The sequence below is a fragment of the Dyella sp. C9 genome (genome assembly GCF_003332825.1).
Lineage (GTDB): Bacteria > Pseudomonadota > Gammaproteobacteria > Xanthomonadales > Rhodanobacteraceae > Dyella.
The window spans coordinates 49,976-70,814 of sequence record NZ_QIRF01000008.1 but is presented as its reverse complement, the minus strand read 5'-3'; the positions used below and the strand labels follow the sequence as shown (position 1 = coordinate 70,814).

General features: G+C 66.3%; 20 protein-coding genes and 1 tRNA gene. 6 read left to right on the top strand and 15 right to left on the bottom strand.

All coding sequences use genetic code 11. The features are described from left to right. Positions 1–4 precede the first annotated feature (4 nt). Positions 5–343 carry a hypothetical protein gene (locus DVU99_RS11500; protein ID WP_157971417.1) on the bottom strand — a complete coding sequence of 113 codons (339 nt, stop codon included), beginning with the start codon at positions 341–343 and terminating at the stop codon, positions 5–7. Between the two features lie 239 nt (positions 344–582). Beyond that, a complete protein-coding gene (locus DVU99_RS11495; protein WP_114240355.1) occupies positions 583–1,248 on the bottom strand; it encodes an O-methyltransferase in 666 nt (221 codons plus the stop codon). 92 nt (positions 1,249–1,340) lie between these two features. Between DVU99_RS11495 and DVU99_RS11490 the strand changes: the two genes are divergently transcribed. Further along, positions 1,341–1,973, top strand: coding sequence for a TetR family transcriptional regulator (locus DVU99_RS11490; protein WP_114240354.1), 633 nt, complete (start codon positions 1,341–1,343; stop codon positions 1,971–1,973). 25 nt (positions 1,974–1,998) lie between these two features. Here the strand turns inward: DVU99_RS11490 and DVU99_RS11485 are convergent, their stop codons facing one another. Together DVU99_RS11485 and DVU99_RS11480 are read right to left on the bottom strand one after the other, a co-directional pair. Further along, complete coding sequence (locus tag DVU99_RS11485; RefSeq protein ID WP_114240353.1) at positions 1,999–2,610, bottom strand: histidine phosphatase family protein; 612 nt, start codon at positions 2,608–2,610, stop codon at positions 1,999–2,001. Between the two features lie 114 nt (positions 2,611–2,724). Continuing rightward, entirely contained in the window at positions 2,725–3,210 is a 486-nt protein-coding gene (locus DVU99_RS11480) for a RidA family protein (protein WP_114240352.1), read from the bottom strand. Between the two features lie 183 nt (positions 3,211–3,393). Here DVU99_RS11480 and selD point away from each other — a divergent pair, with 183 nt between their 5' ends. Beyond that, on the top strand, positions 3,394–4,434 hold the full coding sequence (selD, locus tag DVU99_RS11475) for a selenide, water dikinase SelD (protein ID WP_114240351.1): 1,041 nt from the start codon (positions 3,394–3,396) through the stop codon (positions 4,432–4,434). A gap of 15 nt (positions 4,435–4,449) precedes the next feature. On the opposite strand, the gene DVU99_RS19765 is transcribed toward selD, so the two are convergent. The 3 genes from DVU99_RS19765 to selA all read right to left on the bottom strand — a co-directional run bounded on the left by DVU99_RS19765 (position 4,450) and on the right by selA (position 7,922). Further along, positions 4,450–4,546, bottom strand: a tRNA-Sec gene (locus DVU99_RS19765). Positions 4,547–4,557: 11 nt separating this feature from the next. Further along, entirely contained in the window at positions 4,558–6,492 is a 1,935-nt protein-coding gene (selB, locus tag DVU99_RS11470; protein ID WP_114240350.1) for a selenocysteine-specific translation elongation factor, read from the bottom strand. Then, positions 6,489–7,922, bottom strand: a complete 1,434-nt coding sequence (selA, locus tag DVU99_RS11465) for an L-seryl-tRNA(Sec) selenium transferase (protein ID WP_114240349.1) — start codon at positions 7,920–7,922, stop codon at positions 6,489–6,491. The genes selB and selA overlap by 4 nt, the downstream gene beginning before the upstream one ends. 266 nt (positions 7,923–8,188) lie before the next feature. Between selA and DVU99_RS11460 the strand changes: the two genes are divergently transcribed. Then, on the top strand, positions 8,189–9,247 hold the full coding sequence (locus tag DVU99_RS11460; protein ID WP_114240348.1) for a permease: 1,059 nt from the start codon (positions 8,189–8,191) through the stop codon (positions 9,245–9,247). A gap of 17 nt (positions 9,248–9,264) precedes the next feature. On the opposite strand, the gene fdhE is transcribed toward DVU99_RS11460, so the two are convergent. The 5 genes from fdhE to DVU99_RS11430 all read right to left on the bottom strand — a co-directional run bounded on the left by fdhE (position 9,265) and on the right by DVU99_RS11430 (position 15,711). Continuing rightward, positions 9,265–10,215 (bottom strand): formate dehydrogenase accessory protein FdhE, encoded by a 951-nt coding sequence (gene fdhE / locus DVU99_RS11455; RefSeq protein WP_114240347.1) that lies wholly within the window; start codon positions 10,213–10,215, stop codon positions 9,265–9,267. Beyond that, positions 10,212–10,868: a formate dehydrogenase subunit gamma gene (locus DVU99_RS11450; RefSeq protein WP_114240346.1), complete on the bottom strand. Its 657-nt coding sequence runs from the start codon at positions 10,866–10,868 to the stop codon at positions 10,212–10,214. The genes fdhE and DVU99_RS11450 overlap by 4 nt, the downstream gene beginning before the upstream one ends. Next, entirely contained in the window at positions 10,865–11,782 is a 918-nt protein-coding gene (gene fdxH, locus DVU99_RS11445; protein WP_114240345.1) for a formate dehydrogenase subunit beta, read from the bottom strand. The genes DVU99_RS11450 and fdxH overlap by 4 nt, the downstream gene beginning before the upstream one ends. A 10-nt stretch (positions 11,783–11,792) precedes the next feature. Continuing rightward, on the bottom strand, positions 11,793–14,870 hold the full coding sequence (gene fdnG, locus DVU99_RS11440) for a formate dehydrogenase-N subunit alpha (RefSeq protein ID WP_157971416.1): 3,078 nt from the start codon (positions 14,868–14,870) through the stop codon (positions 11,793–11,795). Positions 14,871–15,135: 265 nt separating this feature from the next. After that, entirely contained in the window at positions 15,136–15,711 is a 576-nt protein-coding gene (locus tag DVU99_RS11430; protein WP_157971415.1) for a hypothetical protein, read from the bottom strand. 398 nt (positions 15,712–16,109) lie between these two features. On the opposite strand from DVU99_RS11430, the gene DVU99_RS11425 reads away from it, so the two are divergent. Beyond that, positions 16,110–16,646: a hypothetical protein gene (locus DVU99_RS11425; RefSeq protein WP_114240341.1), complete on the top strand. Its 537-nt coding sequence runs from the start codon at positions 16,110–16,112 to the stop codon at positions 16,644–16,646. Positions 16,647–16,749: 103 nt separating this feature from the next. Here the strand turns inward: DVU99_RS11425 and DVU99_RS11420 are convergent, their stop codons facing one another. Beyond that, the gene (locus DVU99_RS11420; RefSeq protein ID WP_114240340.1) at positions 16,750–17,859 is read right to left on the bottom strand and encodes an S-(hydroxymethyl)glutathione dehydrogenase/class III alcohol dehydrogenase; all 1,110 of its coding nucleotides are present in this window, start codon (positions 17,857–17,859) and stop codon (positions 16,750–16,752) included. A gap of 61 nt (positions 17,860–17,920) precedes the next feature. Then, on the bottom strand, positions 17,921–18,196 hold the full coding sequence (gene frmR / locus DVU99_RS11415) for a formaldehyde-responsive transcriptional repressor FrmR (protein ID WP_114240339.1): 276 nt from the start codon (positions 18,194–18,196) through the stop codon (positions 17,921–17,923). Positions 18,197–18,399: 203 nt separating this feature from the next. Here frmR and DVU99_RS11410 point away from each other — a divergent pair, with 203 nt between their 5' ends. After that, complete coding sequence (locus tag DVU99_RS11410; RefSeq protein ID WP_114240338.1) at positions 18,400–18,780, top strand: DUF1090 domain-containing protein; 381 nt, start codon at positions 18,400–18,402, stop codon at positions 18,778–18,780. Between the two features lie 151 nt (positions 18,781–18,931). Then, positions 18,932–19,717: an alpha/beta fold hydrolase gene (locus DVU99_RS11405; RefSeq protein WP_198670282.1), complete on the top strand. Its 786-nt coding sequence runs from the start codon at positions 18,932–18,934 to the stop codon at positions 19,715–19,717. A gap of 23 nt (positions 19,718–19,740) precedes the next feature. Here the strand turns inward: DVU99_RS11405 and DVU99_RS11400 are convergent, their stop codons facing one another. Beyond that, positions 19,741–20,826: a DUF5694 domain-containing protein gene (locus DVU99_RS11400; RefSeq protein WP_114240336.1), complete on the bottom strand. Its 1,086-nt coding sequence runs from the start codon at positions 20,824–20,826 to the stop codon at positions 19,741–19,743. Between the last annotated feature and the right edge of the window lie 13 nt (positions 20,827–20,839).

Genomic DNA, 20,839 nt, shown 5'->3' with positions numbered 1-20,839 from the left:
AGCGTCAGGGCGAGCCGATGACCGCGACCGTCGGCCCCGAGGGGGCCGCATCGCAGGCATACAACGAGGTCTTGCCGTCGACATCGCCGACGAAGGTGAGGTTCACGCCCTGCGGACTGCTGTCCCAATGAAGCAACTGCCATCGCTCGACCTGGCCACGCAGCCGCGGCTGCAACTTGGCCTGGCAGGCCTGTACGGCGACATCCACCGCGCGTTGCGCCGCGATCGATGCATCGGCTGCGGGCCGCCGCCACTTGTCCAGCAGCGCGAGCATCACCACCAGCGCCACCACGGCGCAGGTAAGCAGCGATCTGACCAGGCGTCGCTTCGTACGTCGCTTCACGGCCCCCACCTCTGCGAAGGTTGACCCGGTCCCGTGGATGGCCCGCTGGAGCGGCACGGCTGTACCGCCAGCGTGGCCGGACCTTCCTGGTCCGTGGGGCTATCTTCATATGCACGACCGTGGAGCCGATGTGTTCGTCCGCGACCGCCAGGCCTGGGGCCCACCCGCGATCTCCACCGGGCCCGGGTCGGGCCGGACTCGGCAAGTTCATGCGCAGGGTGCGCGGGCCGGAGTCCGCTTCAGCCCAGGCGCATGGACAGCTCGACGTCTTCAGCGAACGGCGTGGACAGGTAGCCATGCTGCGGCGAACGCACGCGGGCGAGATAGTCCGGACTGTAGTCGGCGTTGTCGGCCACGATCATTGCACCCGGCCGCAGACGGCTCTCCAGCAGGTCCAGCACCTCCGGGTACAGCGACTTGGCCCCATCGAGCAGGAGCAGGTCGATGGAATCGGGCAGGTCCACGCCCAGCGTCTGCAGCGCGTCGCCTTCGCGGATCTCCACCAGGTCGAGCAGGCCACCGGCGGCGAGGTTCTCGCGGGCACGTGCCACCTTGCCTGGTTCGAACTCGCTGGTGATCAGCCGACCGCCGCCGTTGTCGCGCAATGCGGCCGCCAGGTGCAGCGTCGAGATGCCGAACGAGGTGCCGAACTCCACGATGGTCCGGGCGCGGCAGCTGCGCGCCAGCATGTACAACAGCACACCGGTTTCCTTCGACACGGCGAGCGGCAGGTCCTTCAGCCGGCTGTAGAAATCACGGTATGCGGTCTTGCTCCGCATCAGCTTGCCGCGCTCTTCCGATGAGAGCGCGGCCAGATCGGGAACCGAGGCAAGCGAGGTGGCATCGGCATCGGCAAACAGGCGCTCCAGCATGGGCGCCACGGGGGCGGTGGTAAGCGTGGTCATGCGAATCTCCGGTAATGGGATGCGTGGTTAGTTGCGCCGGACTAGAATGCGACGAATTCGTCACGTTTCCTATTCGCATTGCAGGACCACCCATGACTGCACGCAAGACTGCGCAGATTTCCTCGCGAAAACAGCCCAAACAGGCGCGCTCGAACGAACTGGTGGCCGCCATCCTCGAAGCGGCAGTTCAGGTTTTGGCGAAGGAAGGCGCCACGCGCTTCACTACCGCGCGCGTGGCCGAGCGTGCCGGCGTGAGCGTGGGCTCGGTCTATCAATACTTCCCGAACAAGGCCGCCATCCTGTTCCGCCTGCAGAGTGACGAATGGCGACAGACCACGGACCTGCTGCGCACGATCCTCGAAGAGACCGGCACGCCGCCACTTGAGCGGCTGCGCAGGCTGGTGCATGCCTTCATCCGCTCCGAATGCGAGGAAGCCGCCATGCGCGTGGCCCTCAGCGACGCCGCGCCGCTCTATCGCGATGCGCCCGAAGCGCGGGAGGCACGCGCGGCCAGCGCTCGTACCTTCCAGTCATTCATGCGCGAGGCATTGCCCAAGTCGAAGCCGGCCGCGCGTGCGGCCGCGAGTGCACTGATCACCGCCACGCTCAGCGCCGTGGGCAAGGCATATTCGGAAAGCCCTCGCAGCCCCCGCGACATCACGCTCTACGCCGATGCCATGGCCGACATGTTCTGCGCCTATCTCGAGGACATCGGCCGCCGTTGAGCCACGCGAGCGATCGCATGCACGGCTAGGCCCCGGCCAGGTGCTGCGTGCTGTTGACTGCCTGGACCGCAAACGCTTCACCGGCCTTGACGATGCTGACGCCACAGGGCGAGGGCTGGAACAGCCAGTAGCTGGACAACGGCAGCCCCGCGATGTGGCACAGCAGGACGCGAATCACGCTGTCGTGCGTGACCACCGCCACGGTGTCCTCGCCATGCAGCGCGAGCACCCCGGCCAGCGCATCGGTGGCGCGCGCTGCCACTTCCTGGATGGTCTCGCCGCCGGGTATGCGAAAGCGGTGCGGCGCCGTCTTCCACAGCCCCGCCTCACGAGGCCAGCGCTGCTCGACCTCGGCCACCGGACGGCTGTTCCAGTTGCCGTAGTCGATGTCCGTGAGCCCCGGCAGCGGCGTGCCTTCCAGGTGAAAAGCACCGCCGATGGTCGCGGCGGTCCGCACGCAACGCGACAACGGACTGCAATAGATCCCGTCCAGCACCCAGTTCGCACGCACGAAGTCGCGGGTGCGTTCGGCCTGATGCCTGCCCCTGTCTGTCAACGCCAGGTCCATGCGGCCGCGAAAGATCGGGGGCGTGATGCCCTCCACTTCGCCGTGGCGGATCAAAAGCAGGGTGGTCATGCGCAGGTCTCCGGACCGGTCAGGGAGGGGGAGCGCGAAACGATACAGGCTGCACCAGTCCTTGGAACGTCAACGCACCGCCCGCTCGCCACGGCCCTCGCCCCGGCCGGCGGTTCACGGATGGATCGAAAGCTCGGCTTCGATCTCCACCGGGGTATGGAACGGCAGCTCAGCCATGCCCACGGCACTGCGCGTATGCGCACCCCGCTCCGGCCCGAACACCTCGAGGATGAGGTCGGAGCATCCATTGATCACTTGCGGCTGCTGGGTGAACCCCGGCGCGGAATTCACCATGCCGAACACACGATGCCAGCGCCGTATCCGGTCCAGGTCGCCGAGGCTGCGCCTGAGACTGGCAAGCATGGAAAGGGCGACGAGCCGCGCAGCCTGATAGCCCTGCTCCACCGTAAGCTCCTCGCCCAGTTTGCCGAATGGCGGCGCCATCAGGCCGTCCGGTCCCTGCGGTCCATGGCCGGACACGAATACGCGCGATCCGTCGACCTGGACGAAGTCGAACGGCAGCCGCAATCCGCTGGGAACGGTAAAAGGCGGCGGAAGGATCAGGCCAAGGGCGGCCAGGCGGCTATCAATCTCGCTCATCGGCACTCCGCTTCACCGCGCTCGTTGACGGTCGAACCCACGGCCCATGAACGACATCCAACCCCGGGGCCGCGCTCGACATTAGCCGAAAACAGGCATCGTCGCCCGCGTTTCGACGCATCGCTCACGCTATGCTGCTGGACACTGGGCCGTCTTGCTTTGCGAACCCTCCAAGGATCTGGCATGGACTCTGTCCGTCTGACCGATCTTGCCCACGGCGGTGGCTGTGGCTGCAAGCTCGCACCTTCCGTGCTCCAGCAGCTGCTGGCCAACCAACCGGCGGCCGCGCCGTTCGCGCAGCTGCTGGTGGGCACCGAGGCCAGCGACGATGCCGGCGTGTGGCAGGTGGACGAGCACACCTGCGTGATCGCCACGACTGATTTCTTCATGCCGGTGGTCGATGATCCGCGCGACTTCGGCCGCATCGCCGCCGCCAACGCGCTGTCCGACGTGTACGCGATGGGCGGCAAGCCGATCATGGCGCTGGCCATCCTGGGCATGCCGCTGGACAAGCTCGACGTGGCCACGGTGCGCGAGATCCTGGCCGGCGGTGCCTCCATCTGCGCGGAGGCCGGCATCCCCATCGCCGGTGGCCACTCGATCGATTCGGCCGAACCGATCTATGGCCTGGCGGCCATCGGCATCTGCAAACCCACCGACATAAGGCGCAACGGTGATGTGCGGGTGGGCGACGCGCTGATCCTGACCAAGGCCATCGGCGTCGGCATCTACTCGGCCGCCTTCAAGAAGCAGGCGCTGCCTGCGGAGGCCTATGCCGAGATGCTGGCCTCGACCACGCTGCTCAACCGCGTCGGCCACATACTGGCGCAGGATCCGGACGTGCATGCCATCACCGATGTCACCGGCTTCGGACTGTTGGGGCATGCCATGGAGATGGCACGCGCCAGCGGGCTGCGCCTGCGCATCGACCAGGCGAGCATCCCCTGGTTCACGCAGGCCCAGGCGCTGGCGCAGGCCGGTTATGTCACCGGCGCCTCGAAGCGCAACTGGAGCAGCTATGGCCACGATGTGCAGCTGCCCGACCAGCTTCCGGAGTGGCAGCGCGCATTGCTGACCGATCCGCAGACGTCGGGCGGCCTGCTGGTGGCCTGCCCGCCGGAGCGGGCCGCAGCCATTCGCGCGCAGATCGAGGCGGCCGGCTATCCGCGCGCCAGCATCATCGGCAACGCGACCGCGGGCACGCCGGGCATCGAGGTGATCTGACCAGGCCGCCGGAGATGGCGGAAGAGAATGGGAGTCGAACCCACCCGAGACAGTCTTGGCTGCCTCACCCGGATTTGAAGTCCGGACGCCCCACCGGAGACGATTCTCTTCCATGCTGCAGGGTCATTGCGGGGCGGGTCCGAACAGGTCGAGATACCGCGCCTGGATTCGCCGCAAGGTGCCGTGGTTGAGCGTGACGCCCTGGCGGTCGAGGAATTCTAGTATCTGGATGGCCACTTTTCGACCGTTGTCCAGCCGGTCGCGGAACCGCGCCGCGGTGAACTGGCCGTCCTTCGCCTGCGCGGCCAGCTCGGCGGCGATCAGCACCATCTCGTGTACCGTCACGCGCAGGAAGTAATGATCGTGCGCCACCTCGTCGGCCAGCCCGAGCCGCGCGGCGAACTTCATCGTCTGGCGAATCTCCGCTTCGGGCCGCTTGAGGACCGCTGCGATATCGCGCACGCGCGGCGGGCGAAAGCGCGTCTCGCCGCCCAGCAGCGGCGCGATTGCCTGCCATAGCGCCTCGCGCTCCGGCCCGAGCTTCAGCGTGTGCCCGGCCAGGCGCACGAAGGCACCATCGCGCACCACGCGCCCCGCCAGGTCCGCGTGCAGCAGGGCCAGGGCAAACGCGCCGGGCGGCAGGCGCGGCTGCACCGCCAGGCGCAGCTTTTCGCGGCCGACGCCCTGCAGGTCCGGATGGGCGGCATGAAAGGTTTGCAGATGATCGAGCAGGCTCTCGACGAAACGCTGCCAATGCGTACGGCCAAGCACGATGCGTTGTTCACCGAGATCGAAGATCACTGGCGACAGGGCGGCGGCGATGGCGTCGAGCCTGTCCGTGGACAGCGCACGATCGCGTCCGAAGGCCAGCAGGTCCCAGGCGTACGGCGAAGCATCGAGCAGTGCGGCGAACGCCGCCTGCGGATCGGCCATGGCCAACGCGGCGCGTTGGGCCACGCGCTCGGGCGTGCGTCGCTGTCGCGACGGCGCCCGCAGGTCGATGAACTGGCCGCCGCCGATCGTGCGCTGGGCGGAGACATCGCGCAGCACGAAACGATCCAGCGCGGCGGCAGCGATGGGGCGAGCCAGGACCAGCTGGACGTCCGCCACCTCGCCCGGCTGCAAGGCGTCGCCCTCGAGCGGCACGACACGCGCACCGACTTCCACCGAGCCGTGGTGCAGGCGCACCGGGTGCCACGGCCCGATGGATTTCGTCTCGCTGGACAGCAGGCGCAGACGCGCGTCGATGCGGTCGGTGGGCGCATGCAAGCCGGGATCGACGACCATGTCGCCACGATGGATGCTGTCCTTGCCCACGTGTTCGCCGGCCAGATTCAGTGCGCAGCGATCGCCGGCGCGGCCCTGCTCCATCGGCTGGTTCTGCGCATGCAGCGAGCGCATGCGCGCGCGCAGGCCCGATGGGCTCACGCGCACCTCGTCCTTGACCTGCACCACGCCGCCCAGCACGGTGCCGGTGACGACCACGCCAATGCCTGACAGGGTGAACACGCGATCCACCGCCAGACGGAACCGGCCGTCGCTGGCGCGCGCGGCGTGTCTGCGCGCCTCGGCGGCGAGCCGTTCGCGCAGGCCTTCCACACCCTGCCCGGTGATTGATGACACCGGCACGATGTCGGCATCCTGCAGCACGCCGCCGGCCGTGGCGGCGCGGATCTGTGCATGTACTTCGGCCAGCCGCTCGGGCGTGGCGAGATCCGCCTTGGTCAGTACGACCAGGCCGTGCTCGACCTGCAGTAGATCCAGGATCGCCAGATGCTCCAGCGTTTGCGGCATCACGCCGTCGTCGGCGGCCACCACCAGCAAGGCGAAGTCGATGCCGCTGGCCCCGGCCACCATGGTGTGCACGAAGCGCTCGTGCCCCGGCACGTCGACGAAACCCAGCGTGATGCCATCCGTCAGCGGCAGGTAGGCGAAGCCGAGGTCGATGGTGATGCCGCGCGTCTTCTCTTCCTTGAGCCGGTCGCAATCGACGCCGGTAAGCGCCCGCACCAGCGCGGTCTTGCCGTGATCGATATGGCCCGCGGTGCCGATGATCATGGAGCGTGCGTGGCCATCCCTTCGACATCCAGTTGCGCCAGCGAGGCCAGCAGCGGCGCTTCATCCGCCTCCGCCAGGCAGCGCAGGTCCAGCCAGAGCGCGCCATCGGCGATGCGCCCGATGACCGGGCGCGGCAATGCACGCAAGGCGGCGGCCAGCGCGTCCAGCCTCCGCTGGCTGCCACGCGAACGGATCAGCAGCGCCGCGCTGGCGAGCGTGTCCAGCGGCAGCGCGCCGGAGCCGACCTGGCTGAGGCAATCGCCCACTTCGACCGTGAACGCTTCGCCCAGGCGCCCGGCCATGCTGGCCAGCAAACGGTGCGCCTGCGCCTCGATATCGCCCTTGTGACGAGCAAGGACGCGTAGCGTGGGCAGGCGTTCGGCCAGGCGATCGGGATCGCGGTACAGCCTGAGCGTGGCTTCGATCGCAGCCAGCCGCAGCTTGTCCACGCGCAGCGCGCGCTTCAGCGGGTTGCGGTTGATCCGATCGATCAGCTCACGATCGCCCACGATGAAGCCGGCCTGCGGACCGCCCAGCAGCTTGTCGCCGGAAAACGTCACCAGGCGGGCCCCTTCGGCCACGGCCTCGCGCACGGTGGGCTCGCGGGCCAGGCCGTAGCGGGACAGATCGACCAGGCTGCCGGAGCCCAGGTCGTTGAGCAGTGGCACGCCGGCAGCATCGGCGATGGCGGCGAGTTCGGCGGCGGCGACCTCGGCGGTGACACCCTGGATGCGGTAATTGGAGGTATGCACCTTGAGCACGATGCCGGTGTCGGCATGCAGTGCGTTGCGGTAATCCGCCGGATGGGTGCGGTTGGTGGTGCCCACCTCGACCATGTGCGCGCCTGCCCGCGTCATGATGTCCGGCATGCGGAACGCGCCGCCGATCTCGATCAGCTCGCCCCGCGACACCACCGCCTCGCGTCCCAGCGCGAACGTGTTGAGACAGAGCAGCACGGCCGCCGCGTTGTTGTTGACCACGGTGGCGTCCTGCGCGCCGGTGAGCCCGCACAGCAGCTCGCGCAGATGATCGTCGCGCTCGCCCCGTTCGCCATCGGCCAGGTCGTACTCCAGCGCCACCGCGTGGCGCATCGCCGCCACCGCGGCGTCGATGGCCGCCTCCGCCAGCACCGCGCGGCCAAGGTTGGTGTGCAACACGGTGCCGGTGAGGTTGAACAGCGGACGCAGGCCGGCCTGGCGGCCATCGAGCACAGCGCCGGCCCGCTGGGCCAGCTCATCGGCACCGGGCGCGGCAGCCTTGGAGGCGCGCAGCAGCTCCCTCGCCTCGTCGATCACCTGGCGGATGGCGTCCGTGGTGGCCAGTCGTCCGTGGCGTTCCTGCAACTGGGTCGCCTGCGCCGTCGCCAGCACGGCGGCGACTGCAGGAAGGTGACGCAGTGATCCGGCCTCGCGTTCGGTCATGGCGCTCATCCAGTGACGTCGCCGGGCCCCGGCGACAGCTGCGCGGGCGCGACGACGAAGACTCGGGGTCGCGCCTATGCTGCGGTGAGGGCCGGGGTGGGTCAAGCTGTCACAAAACCCGCGCCATGGTGACTTCACGCACCGGCTGTAGCATGCTGCGATTCGCAGCCGCTCCAAGGTCTTGCCCCCACTGCAGTGCGTCCGGCCTGCGGCTCCAGGGGACAACAGCGTGCCCTGTAGGGCCATCACCTCCCTGATTGTCTGCAGGAGGATCCATGGCCATCGCAGTGCAGCGTGCGCGCACCCTGCGCGTTTCGGTATTGGTCTTTGTGTTGCTGGCCGTGACCGGCCTGTTCTACGTGAAATGGCATCCGTACTACGACCGTGCCTTCGTGGCCGCGTCGCAGCATGCCATCGGCCATTCGATCCTGATGGGTGACCAGGCCAGCGCCCCGGCGCCCTCGTGGGACGCCGCGCTGGGCTATGCGCTCGCCTACGGCAAGGCGATCTGGCAGGCCATGTTGCTGGGCCTGCTGCTGGGCTCGGGTATCCAGGCCTTGCTTCCGGTGAACTGGGTGCAGCGCGCACTGGGCCGACGCAGTTTCGACAGCGTGGTGGTCGGTGGCCTGCTGGCGGTACCCGGCATGATGTGCACCTGTTGCGCCGCACCGGTGGTGGTGGGGCTGCGCAAGCACCAGGCCGCGCCGGGTGCGGCCATGGCCTTCTGGCTGGGCAATACGGTGCTCAATCCGGCCACGCTGGTGTTCACCGGCTTCGTGCTCGGCTGGCACTGGACGCTGCTGCGCGTGGTGCTGGGCATACCCATGGTGTTCGGGCTGGGTCACCTGGCCAACCGCATGGCCGGGCCCAGCCAGCCGGTGCTGGTGGAAACACCGCTGATGGAAGAGGAATCCCGCACGCTGGCCGAGGTCGGTGCGCGCTGGGCACGGATCTTCCTGCGCATGACCGTGCGGCTGATTCCCGAATACGTAGTGATCGTGCTGCTGCTGGGCGCGGTGCGCGCGTGGATGTTTCCGCACATCGGGCCGGAAATCGGCAACCAATGGTTCTGGATCGTGGCGCTCGCGCTGGCCGGCATGCTGTTCGTGATACCGACGGCCGGCGAGGTGCCGATCGTACAGGCCATGCTGGCACTGGGCCTCGGTGGTGGCCCGGCCGCCGCGCTGATGCTGACCCTGCCGCCGGTGAGCCTGCCGTCGCTGACCATGCTGTCGCGCTCGTTCCCGCTGCGCATGCTGGTGACCATCGCCGTGGCCGTGGTCGGCTTCGGCATCCTCGGCGGCGCGATCGCCGCGGCGCTGGGCATGCACTGAGGGCGCGCGGGTACGCCCTAGTCGACCATCGCCTCGCCATCGCCCACCAGCAGCAGCGGGTTGGGCGCATGGCGGGCGTAGCCCTCCTCGCTGACCAGCATGTCCAGGCCCAGCGAGGCGAGGTCGTCGGCATACGGATCGACCTGCGTGTCCTTGAGCTGGTACAGCAGCTTGGCGTAGGTGTGGCATTCGCAGCAGGTCTCGGCCTTGACCACGCCGTCATCGCCGTCGATGGACTGCAGCAGCAGCTCGCGCGTGCCTCCGCAGGTGATGCATACCGCGCGCACGTGGTTCCACGCGGTCGAGCACAGCGAGCAATACAGGTAGCGGGTACCGGGCGTCACGCCGCTTGCCGTGATCAAGCCGGACACCGATGGCGAACCACAGCACGGGCAAAGCGCGCGCTCGTCCAGCAGGCGCAACTCAGCGGCCTGCAACTGCGCCGCCGCGCAGGTGAAGTACACCTGCAGGGCGGCCGCCACGTAGACGGCCATGCCGATCTCGGACGCGGCCAGTCCACCACGCAGGAAGCGGTCGGCCAGCTTGTCCACGGCGACCGCATCCATCGCCTGCAACTGTTTGATGGCATCCATCGCGGCATCCGGCAACACGCCGCGATCCATGCGAGCCAGCAGCAGGCCGAGTCCTTCGTGCCAGCCCTTGTCGCGCTGGTGGCCATCCGCCGCCAGCGGCGGAAGTCGCGCCTCGACAGCCTGCGCCACGGCCTGCGCACCGGGTGCGGCGGACGGCGCCCGTATCGCCGCCACCGCATGCTGGGCCCGGGCCACTGCCGCCAGGAAACGCAGCCACGCGTCGAGCGGATGGCCGTCGGCCAGTTGCTCCAGCCGTTGCGCGGTGGCCATGAAGCGCCTTGCCGGGTCGGGCAGGAGAATCGGATCCGGTGCTTTGACGCCGGCGTGGGATGGGCCGGTCCATTTGCCGGTGGGAGGGGTGCCGGCCTGCTTCACGGACGCTTCCTGAGGGTTGCCTTGTCATGGCCGGAAGCGATTTCCTCCAGCCACTTGCGATGATGCCGCCAGGCCCAGCCGGGTGTCACGTAGCCCTGTGTCATCGCGCGTACCGAGTTGCGCACCCAGATCGCCGCGTACACATGCACCACCCACACCAGGATGGCCGCCACCGCTGCCAGGCTGTGAATCAGCACCGCCACACGCTGTACCGGAATCGAGGTAGCCTCACCAAAGTACACCTCCCAGATCAGCAGGCCGCTGAAGAACAGCACCGGGATCAACAGGGTCATCGACCAGAACACGAACTTCTGGCCGGCGTTGTTGCGGCCGACCGGCGGCACATGCGCCTCATCGTTGGCCACCACGAAACGCATCTGCTTCATCCACTCCACGTCGTCCTTGTGCACCAGGTTCTCGCGCCAGAACTGCACGATCAGGCCCAGGTAACTGACCAGCAGCACCACGCCAATCCACGGGTGCACCGCACGCGCCCACTGTCCGCCGCCGAACAGGCCGGACAGGAAGAACAGCAGCGGATGGAACATCGACAGTCCCGACAGCACCAGCAGCACGAAGCAGATCGCGGTGATCCAGTGGTTGACGCGATTGACCCTGTTGTAACGGACGATCACGGTCTTGGCGGGACTCATGGCGTCTTCTCCGTCTCCGACTCGCGCAGCACGCGCTCGCCTTCGGCCTCGTCCTCGTCGGTCACTTCGTTCGGGCCTTCGGTAATCCAGTGGAAGAATCCGCCCAGCGCGGCCAGCGCGATGCCGATCAGTGCCAGCGGCTTGATGATGCCCTTCCAGCCACGCACCACCGGACTGATCTCCGGCTTGTCGGGCAGGCCCGAATACAGCGACGGCTTGTCCGCATGGTGCAGCACGTACATCACGTGCGTGCCGCCCACTGCAGCGGGATCGTAGAGGCCGGCGTTCTCGAAGCCGCGCGATTTTAGGTCCTCGATGCGCTCACCCGCCCACTGCTTCATGTCGGCCTTGGAGCCGAACATGATGGCCCCGGTGGGACAGGCCTTGACGCAGGCCGGCTCCAGGCCGACCGACACGCGGTCGGAACACAGCGTGCACTTGTACGACTTGTGGTCCTGCTTGCTGATGCGCGGGATGTCGAACGGGCAACCCTTCACGCAGTAGCCGCAGCCGATGCACTTGTCGCTGATGAAGTCGACGATGCCGTTGGCGTACTGCACGATGGCGCCGGGCGACGGGCAAGCCTTCAGGCAACCCGGGTCCTCGCAGTGCATGCAGCCGTCCTTGCGGATCAGCCACTCGAGGTTGCCCTGCTCGTTCTCGTACTCGGCGAACTTCATCAGCGTCCACACGCTGGGCCCGAGGTCGTCGGGATTCTGGTACGAACCCTCGAAGTGGCCGATTTCCGGACGCAGGTCGTTCCATTCCATGCACGCTGCCTGGCAGGCCTTGCAGCCGATGCAGCGGCTGACATCGATCAGCTTGGCCACCTGCTCCTCATGGCTGCGCGCCATGGGCGGCGTCATGGTCGATGCGGAGCGCCGGACGTAGTCTTGCGATTGCAGATCGAACATGACGTTGGCCTCAGGCTGCTACCGGTGCGTGGGTCTTTTCGACGTTGACGAGGAATGCCTTGAACTCCGGGGTCTGCGTATTGGCATCGCCTACCGACGGCGTGAGCGTGTTGGCTCCATAGCCCTTCCTGGCCTGGCCGGTGAAACCCCAGTGGATGGGGCAGCCGATCACATGCGTGGGTTTGCCATCCACCATCATCGGCTTGATGCGCTTGGTGACATAGGCCTTGCACACCACCTCGCCGCGCTTGGACGACACCTTCACCCAGCCGCCCTGCTCGATGCCCTTTTCCTTGGCCAGTACTTCGCCGATCTCGATGAACTCCTCTGGCTGCAGGATCGCATTGATCAGCGCGTGCTTGGTCCAGTAGTGGAAGTGCTCGGTAAGTCGGTAGGTGGTAGCCACGTAGGGGAACTTGTCGGGACTGCCAAACGCCGCGCGGTCATCGGCAAACACGCGGGCTGCGGGATTGTTCTGCACCTTGGGATGCAGCACGTTTTCCACCGGCGATTCCAGCGGCTCGTAGTGCTCGGGGAACGGCCCTTCCGCCATCAGGTCGCGGGCGAACAGGCGGCCCATGCCTTCGGCATTCATGATGAATGGACCCACGCCATCGGACGGCTTCACCGTGGGGCCATAGTCGGGCACGTCGATGCCCACCCAGCGCGTGCCGTTCCAGGTGATCACCGGTTTGGCCGGATTCCACGGCTTGCCGTCCGGATCGGCGCTGGCACGGTTGTAGAGAATGCGCCGGTTGGCCGGCCACGCCCACGCCCAGTTCGGCGCGATGCCCTGCTCGCGCGGATCGGTGGCATCGCGCCGCGCCATCTGGTTGCCCTTTTCGGTAAAGCAGCCTGCGAAAATCCAGCAACCGGACGCGGTGGTGCCGTCATCGCGCAATTGCGCAAAGCCATCCAGCAAGGTACCCGCCTTGGTCGCCACCGTGTTGGTGGCAGGATCGACCAGATCCGCCAGCGCGCGGCCGTTCATTTCCTTGGCCAGCTCTTCCGGATCAGGGCTCACCGGATCGGTGTATTTCCACGTCACGTTGAGCAAGGGATCGGGGAAGGCGCCGCCTTCCTTGCGATACAACTCGCGCAGGCGATGGAAGATGCCGCTCATGATCCAGATGTCGGAGCGCGCCACGCCAGGCCCTTCGGCGGCCTTCCAGTGCCATTGCAGCCAGCGCGCCGAATTGACCAGTGAGCCGTTCTCTTCCGCGAAGCAGGTCACGGGCAACTGGAACACTTCAGTCTGGATCTCGGCGGACTTGGCCGGGTTCTGCGGACCAAAATCCTGCCAGAAGCGCGAGGTCTCGGTGTCCAGCGGATCCATGGTGACCAGGAATTTCAGCTTGCTCAGGCCGCGCCGGATCTTGCCGCGATCCGGGAACGCCTGCAGCGGGTTGAAGCCCTGGCAGATGTAGCCCGTCATCTGCCCGTTGTTCATCATCTCGAACGCCCGGATGATGTCGTACAGCGGCACGTCCAGCTTGGGCAGCCAATCGAAGGCCCAGTTGTTGTCCTGCGTGGCCGCGTCGCCGAACATCGACTTCTGGAAGCTCACGAAGAACTTTCGGTAGTTCTGCCAGTAGCTGGTCTGCCCCGGACGCAGCGGCTTGAACAGTTTGGTCTTCATGTACGTGTCGAGATCGATTTCCTTGTCCAGCGGCAGGTTCATATAGCCCGGCATCTGGTTGGAAAGCAGACCGACGTCCGTCAGGCCCTGGATGTTGGAATGCCCGCGCAAGGCGTTCATGCCGCCACCGGCCACACCGATATTGCCGAGCAACAACTGCACCATCGCCATCGAACGGATGTTCTGCGCGCCCACCGAATGCTGCGTCCAGCCCAGCGCGAACAGGCTGGTCATGGCCTTGTCGGGCGCGGCGGTGCTGGCGATCAGCTCACACACATGCAGGAACTTGTCCTGCGGCGTGCCGCAGATGCGCGACACCATCTCCGGCGTATAGCGCGACACGTGCTGCTTGAGCAGGTTGATCACGCAGCGCGGGTTCTGCCAGGTGTCGTCGGACATGGCAAAACCTTGCTCGTCCAGTTCGTAATCCCAGCTCGACTTGTCGTAGGCGTGGGTTTCCTCGTTGTAGCCGCTGAACAGGCCATCCTGGAATCCGAAGCCGTCTTTCACGATCAGGCTGGCATTGGTGTACGCGCGCACGTACTCGTGCTGGATCGCATCCTTCTCCAGCAGGTAATGCATCACCCCACTGAGGAAGGCGATGTCCGTGCCCGGGCGGATGGGCGCGTAGTAATCGGCCACCGACGCCGTGCGCGTGAAGCGCGGATCGACCACGACGAGCTTGGCGCCGTTCTCGATCTTCGCCTCGATCACCCACTTGAAGCCGCACGGATGCGCCTCGGCGGCATTGCCACCCATGACGATCACGACGTTGGCGTTCTTGATGTCCTGCCAGGTGTTGGTCATCGCACCGCGACCGAATGATGGGGCCAGACTGGCCACCGTCGGTCCGTGTCAGACGCGCGCCTGGTTGTCGAACACCACCATGCCGAGCGAACGCACCACCTTCCACGTGAGGTAGGAGGTTTCACTGGACGACGCCGAGGCTGCCAGCATGCCCACGCTGGTCCAGCGATTGACCGTGGTGCCGGCGGCGTTCTTCGCGATGAAGTGCTTGTCGCGATCGTCCTTCATCAGGCGCGCGATGCGGTCCAGCGCGAAATCCCAGGAGACTTCCTCGAACTCCGTGCCACCCGGCTTGCGATAGCGCGGCGCCTTCAGGCGCGTGGGCGCATGCACGATGTCGAGCAAGGCCGAGCCCTTGGGACACAGCGTGCCGCGATTCACCGGATGATCGGGATCGCCCTCGATGTGGATGATGTTGGAACGGGCATTCTTGGCACGGTCGCCCATGCTGTAGATCAGAATGCCGCAGGCGACCGAGCAATAGGTGCAGGTGTTGCGCGTTTCGGTCGCGTGGGTGAGCTTGAACGGCCTGACGGCGGCGGCCTGGGCCTCGCCGGAGGCTCCAAAGCCGAGTACGCCCAGGCCGGACGCGGCCAGCCCCAGGCCTGTGAACTTGATGAACTCGCGGCGCGTGAGTGCCATCGCTTGCGCTCCCGGGAAATCTGGCTAGACATACCGCCCCAAGGGGCGATGGACGTTGCTCGAAAATCTCCGTGGCGACGACGGGGATAGACCCCGCCGCCTGTTCAAAAATGTAGCACAGCTAGTGGGGTCTGGCGGTCCAGGTTCTTGCGGTTTTACGCCGTGGCGCGGGGGGCGCCCCGCTTGTCACAAACGCCAGGCGGGCATCGTGTCGCGCGGGCGCGTGGATTGTTCAGGGCAGGTGAAAACCAGGCGACGCCTTCGGTTATCCATGCGGTGGTTCGTACATCACCGTCACGTAATAAAACATGTGGCCCTGCACACTCGCCCGCCAGAAGCTGCCAAAGACGAACTTGTCAGCCCCCTGGTGCATCGGCGCCATCTGCATCTTGTTTCCCATGCCCACGTTGGCGCCGGCAGCGGCACCTACCGCCTCGGGTGGGATATCACCTTCACCCGAAAGCTGGAGGCCGGGCAACTCCATCTCGCCGAACATGGATTTCAGCGTTGCGTACGCACGACCCCAGGTAGCGGCAGCCTCCTTGGCGTCCTGGCCTTCATAGAGGTAGATGCCGATGCGCGCGAGTCTTCCATCCCGGAAGAAGAACTGCACATTCTCCTTACGGTCATTGAAGATTCCCGCATAGGTTTCCAGGTCACCGTTCCTGAAGGACTTGTAAGGACCGTATACCTGAAACGCCGAGACCTGCTCCGGTGTCATGCCAAACTGCCAGGGCGGCAACCCGCCAGGTTCGGCAGAGGCGACGCGCACCGTACTGCACACGATGGCCACGCAAGTGGCGAGTTTCAACAGCGGTGTAGCGCGGGTTTTCCATTTCATGATGATTCTTCCCTTGTGGACGGACGCATGGCCTGTGGACGCGTCCCGTTTGATCGGCATGGCAAGCCCTGAGATCGAATTCGGCTATGGGGTTGCGACCGCCCCAGCATCTTAGCCATCACCCACCCGCGATGCAGGTGCGATCGAGGAACATCTCCTCGCGCCGTCGGCAGACGAGACGCCAGCCCCGGCAGCTGCCATTCCGGCCTCCGCACTCCGTCGTACATCGCGATCGGCGGCGTTAGTATCCCGCTGATCAACGACAGGAACGTCGAATGCCGCGAACTCCCAGCCTTCGGCGAGAGTGTCTTGCCATCCTGCTTCGGCGCCCCCGGCCGAGTGCTGCCCTTGTCGCGAGCCATCCCCCGGGGCAACGTTTTACAACGGCCAACGGGCCGGTGACCAGCGTCCTGCTGCCGGTGGTCCTGGTCGGGCTGATGGGTGATGTTCCGTTGTCGCTGGTGATCGTCGCGCTGTGCCACCCGACCCATCCCTGGCTGGTTCACGCGTTGATCGCGGCCTTCGGGCTTTATGCGGTGGGCTGGGCACTGGCGGCGCGCAGCGTGGTCGCGGCCGTGCCGCATGTCATCGATGATCACCAGCTGTGGATAGGCGGGAGCATACGGCACAGCGGCAAGCTGCCTCGTGGCGCGATGGTCCGCGCGGTTCCCGTGCAGGGCTCCCGCCATGCCTGGGCCGCAACGCAGGGCGTGGCGATGCGTGACACGCTGAGGATGAGCGAACTGGATCCGCCGAACCTGGCCATCGAGCTCGATGCCGGCGCCATGACTGGGGTGGAGCTGCTCCGGAACGGCAAGCCACTGCCACCGCGCCGATGGTTGTTGCTTTACGCGGACCACCCGAGCGAACTGGTCAGGCTTGCAACGCGCAAGGATGCAACGGCCCTTGCAGGCGAGGCGGCGACCATCTCCTGAGCCGCAGGCCGCGAAGCCATCGGCCGTTGCCGGCATCCCGGCAACGGCTTCGACACCAGGTGCGTGGGCGTCGAACACGCCCACGCCTGTCGATGGCAATGGATCAGTAGTGAATGACCGTGCGGATCGATTTGCCTTCGTGCATCAGGTCGAAGGCCTCGTTGATGCCGGTGAGTGACTTGGTGTGGGTCACGAACGGCTCGAGCTGGATCTTGCCGGCCATCGCGTCTTCCACCATGCCCGGCAACTGCGAACGACCCTTCACGCCACCGAACGCGGTGCCCAGCCAGCGTCGCCCCGTGACCAGCTGGAATGGACGTGTGGAAATTTCCTGGCCGGCGCCGGCCACGCCGATGATCACCGACTGGCCCCAGCCGCGATGCGCGCACTCGAGCGCCGCACGCATCACGTTGACGTTGCCGATGCACTCGAAGCTGTGGTCGACGCCCCAGCCGGTCATCTCGACGATCACCTGCTGGATCGGCTTGTCATGATCCTTCGGGTTCACGCAATCGGTGGCGCCGAAGCTGCGTGCCAGCTCGAACTTGCCGGGGTTGGTGTCGATGGCGATGATGCGACCCGCCTTGGCCAGCTTGGCGCCCTGGATCACCGCCAGGCCGATGCCACCGAGGCCGAACACCGCCACGCTGTCGCCTTCCTGCACTTTGGCCGTGTTCTTCACCGCGCCCAGCCCCGTGGTGACGCCGCAACCCAGCAGGCAGACCTGCTCGTGGTTGGCTTCCGGGTTGATCTTGGCGAGGGAGACTTCGGCCACCACGGTGTATTCGCTGAAGGTGGAGCAACCCATGTAGTGGTAGATGGGCTGGCCGTTGTAGCTGAAGCGCGTGGTGCCGTCCGGCATTACGCCCTTGCCCTGGGTGGCGCGCACCGAGACGCACAGGTTGGTCTTGCCGCTCTTGCAGAACAGGCACTCGCCGCACTCGGCCGTGTACAGCGGAATCACATGGTCGCCCGGCTTCACGCTGGTGACGCCTTCGCCCACTTCCACCACCACCCCGGCGCCCTCGTGGCCCAGCACGGCGGGGAACAGGCCTTCCGGATCATCGCCCGACAGCGTGAAGGCATCGGTGTGGCACACGCCGGTGTGGGTGATCTTCACCAGCACCTCGCCCCTGCGGGGCGGCTCGACGTCGATCTCGACGATTTCCAGGGGCTTGCCCGGCGCGAAGGCAACAGCGGCACGTGATTTCATGGCAGTTCCAGAGACTCAAGGATGGAAAACGACAGGCGGCACGCGTGGCCACCCGAACAGGTCAGCGAAGATACGAGCGCACGAGGGAAACCACCTCGTCGATGGACTTCTCCGGCGCTCCCTTGGCTTGCGCAAGATGGGAAAACTCCTCGCGCAGGTGGCTTTCGAGCACGCCGGCCATCAGGCCGTTGATGGCACCACGTACCGCGGCGATCTGCTGCAGGATCGGACCACACTCGGCCCCCTCCTCCAGCGCGCGCTCCAGCGCATCCAGCTGGCCGCGCACGCGGCGAACACGGGCAAGAACACGCTTTTTTTCTTCGACAGAGTGGGGCATGGGCCGTGCCTGACGATACTGGAGGGGAGTAACCTAACATACCCGGGGGTAGTATGCGAACACACGTTCCATTCCCCGCGCGTTTCCCGCCGGCGGCGGCGCCCGGGCCGGCATCACGAAACACACACACCCGCTGTTCGCGAAGACGCCATGATGGATCACCGCCGGCCTCGTGCCGGCGTCTTCAACACGAGGAAGCACCCATGAAACCTGTTGTCGCCGCGGCCCTGCTCGCCATGTCCGTCCTGCCCGTCGCAGCCTTTGCGCAAACGGGCGGATGCAACGCCAAGCAGCAGTCGATCGAAAGCGAGATCGCCTATGCCCAGGCCCATGGCAACACGTCGCGCGTGCAGGGACTGCAAAGGGCTTTGGCCGAAGTAAAGGCACACTGCACCGAGGCATCGCTGCGTTCGGACGCGGAGCAGAAGGTCACCAAGGCCCGGCAGAAGCTGGCCGAACGCGAGCAGGAGCTGCAGGAGGCGAAGGACGAGGGCAAGAGCCCGCAGAAGATCGCCGACCGCCAGCGCAAGGTCGATGATGCCCATGCGGATCTCGAACAAGCCTTGCTGGATACCTCGCTTTGAGCTGAAGGCGCCCGCTTCGTCGCAACGTGCTTCCCTGCAAGGAAGCGGGCGTTTTGAAAAGTCCGTGTAGGCGGCTTGCCGCAGCATGGCCGTTTTCCAAGCCATGCGAACGACCACGATGGAAACACGCTACACACCATCCGGCGTGAGGATGCGATTCCACTCCAAGCGAGGGGACCACCTCAACTGGTTGCTATTGCCCGGTGGCCCCGGCATTGGATCGGAGAGCCTGCACGAGCTCGCCGATGCGATGGCGGTGCCGGGACAGATCTGGCTGGTGGACCTGCCAGGCGACGGGTCCAACACGTTGCACGACGATGACGATCCCTACAGCCAGTGGCCGCAGGTACTGGTCGAGGCTGCGCAGGTCCTGCCCAATGCGGTCTACGTCGGCCATTCCACCGGCGGCATGTACCTGCTCGCCACCCCGCAGCTGCACGGACTGGTGCGCGGCCTGGCGCTGCTGGATACGGCGCCCGACGCCTCGTGGCATCCCGCCTATGTGGAGATGACGCGCAAGTACCCGCTGCCTGCCTTCGAACAAGCCGCGGTGGCTTACGCCGAGGAGAAGTCGATCGGCAACCTGACCACGCTTGCGGTGTCGTCCGCCGAGTGGAACTTCACCGCCGATGCGCTCGAAGTGGGGCGCGCGCTGCTTGCCCGCATGCCCTACAACAGCGCGGCCGTGGAATGGTCCGATGCCTGCTTCGACCACAGCTATCGCGCCGCATGGTGGCCCACCGACATACCGGTGCTGCGCCTGTGGGGCGACCGCGACCGCATCGTGACGCAACGCGGCTGGTCGGCACCGAAATACAACACGCCCAACGTGATGGTGCGCCCGATTGCCCGCGCGGGACATTTCCCCTGGATCGACAACCCCGGCGAAGTCGCCGAGGCCTTCAGCACCTTCGCACGGCGAGTGATGGCCGCCTGAGTCCCGCGCCCCTGCCTGGCGGATCAGCCCGCGGTGGCATCGAGGATCTTCTCCGCGTCCACCATGTCCACGCCCTGCAACTGCCCCAGCCAGCGATCGAACCATGGCTTGTGCGTTGCACCGACGATCACCAGCACGCGTGCACCGGGGCGGTCGGAAAAGCTGCTGCGGATGTTCGCGACCATGCGCAGGTTGCGCCCCTCCCAACCTGCCACGTAGCGCTGGCCATAGTGCTGCGGCGATGGATCCTTCAGCGCGGCGCCGAAGTCCGATTCCGAGGTCAGCTGCTGGTTGGCCGGGTCATTGATGAAGCGGTAGAGCCCGAGCATGTCACCCTTGGTGGCAAGCTCGTCCCCACGCTCCCTCATCGACCGGGCCCTCGGCGCCGCCTGGGCCCAGGCAGCACGGATCGCCTTGCCGTAGGCCGCCGGATCGTCGATGGCGATATTGTCCCCGGTATGGTCGTCCACCGGATACACGCGCTGCAGGCCCAGTCGCGCGGCAAGCACGGCGGCAATCTGGTTGCTTTCGTTGGGGCGGCTTTCGCCCTTGCGCAGTTGCTGCACCAACGCCTCGCTCAGGCCATCGCCGGCATGGCGCTCGGCATCGGGCAATTGTAGCCACTGCACCACGGCCGACACGGGATCGCCCGCGGCCAGGAACACCGCGGCCAGGTGGCGCCGCTGCGCCGGCGTGGGCTGCTTCGGCCAGCTATCCAGAAGACGCCTGGACTCGGCGATGGCCGCCGGCACATCGAGCCCGGTGGCCGCCCTTGCCGCCGAGGTATCCGGGCAGTACGTCTTGACGTCATCGGCGTCGTAAACCGCGGGATGACGCGCCATCAGATCGCACGTCTCGCCGGAAAGGCCTTCGATGGTGATGATGCCGGGCCGATAGGCGGCCAGCCGATCGATCACGGGCTGCAATTGCGCGGGCGTGACATGGGCACCCTTGGGCAACTGCGAAAGGTGCACGCTGCCAAGTACCAACACCTCGCTGCGCGGCCCGGCCATGCCCTTGTCCAACCCCGAGAGATCCACTTGCGCACACCCCAGGGCCGGCGCCATCAAGGCCAATCCAAAAGACCATGTCGACAGTCGTTGCAGCATGTTCACTCCTCTT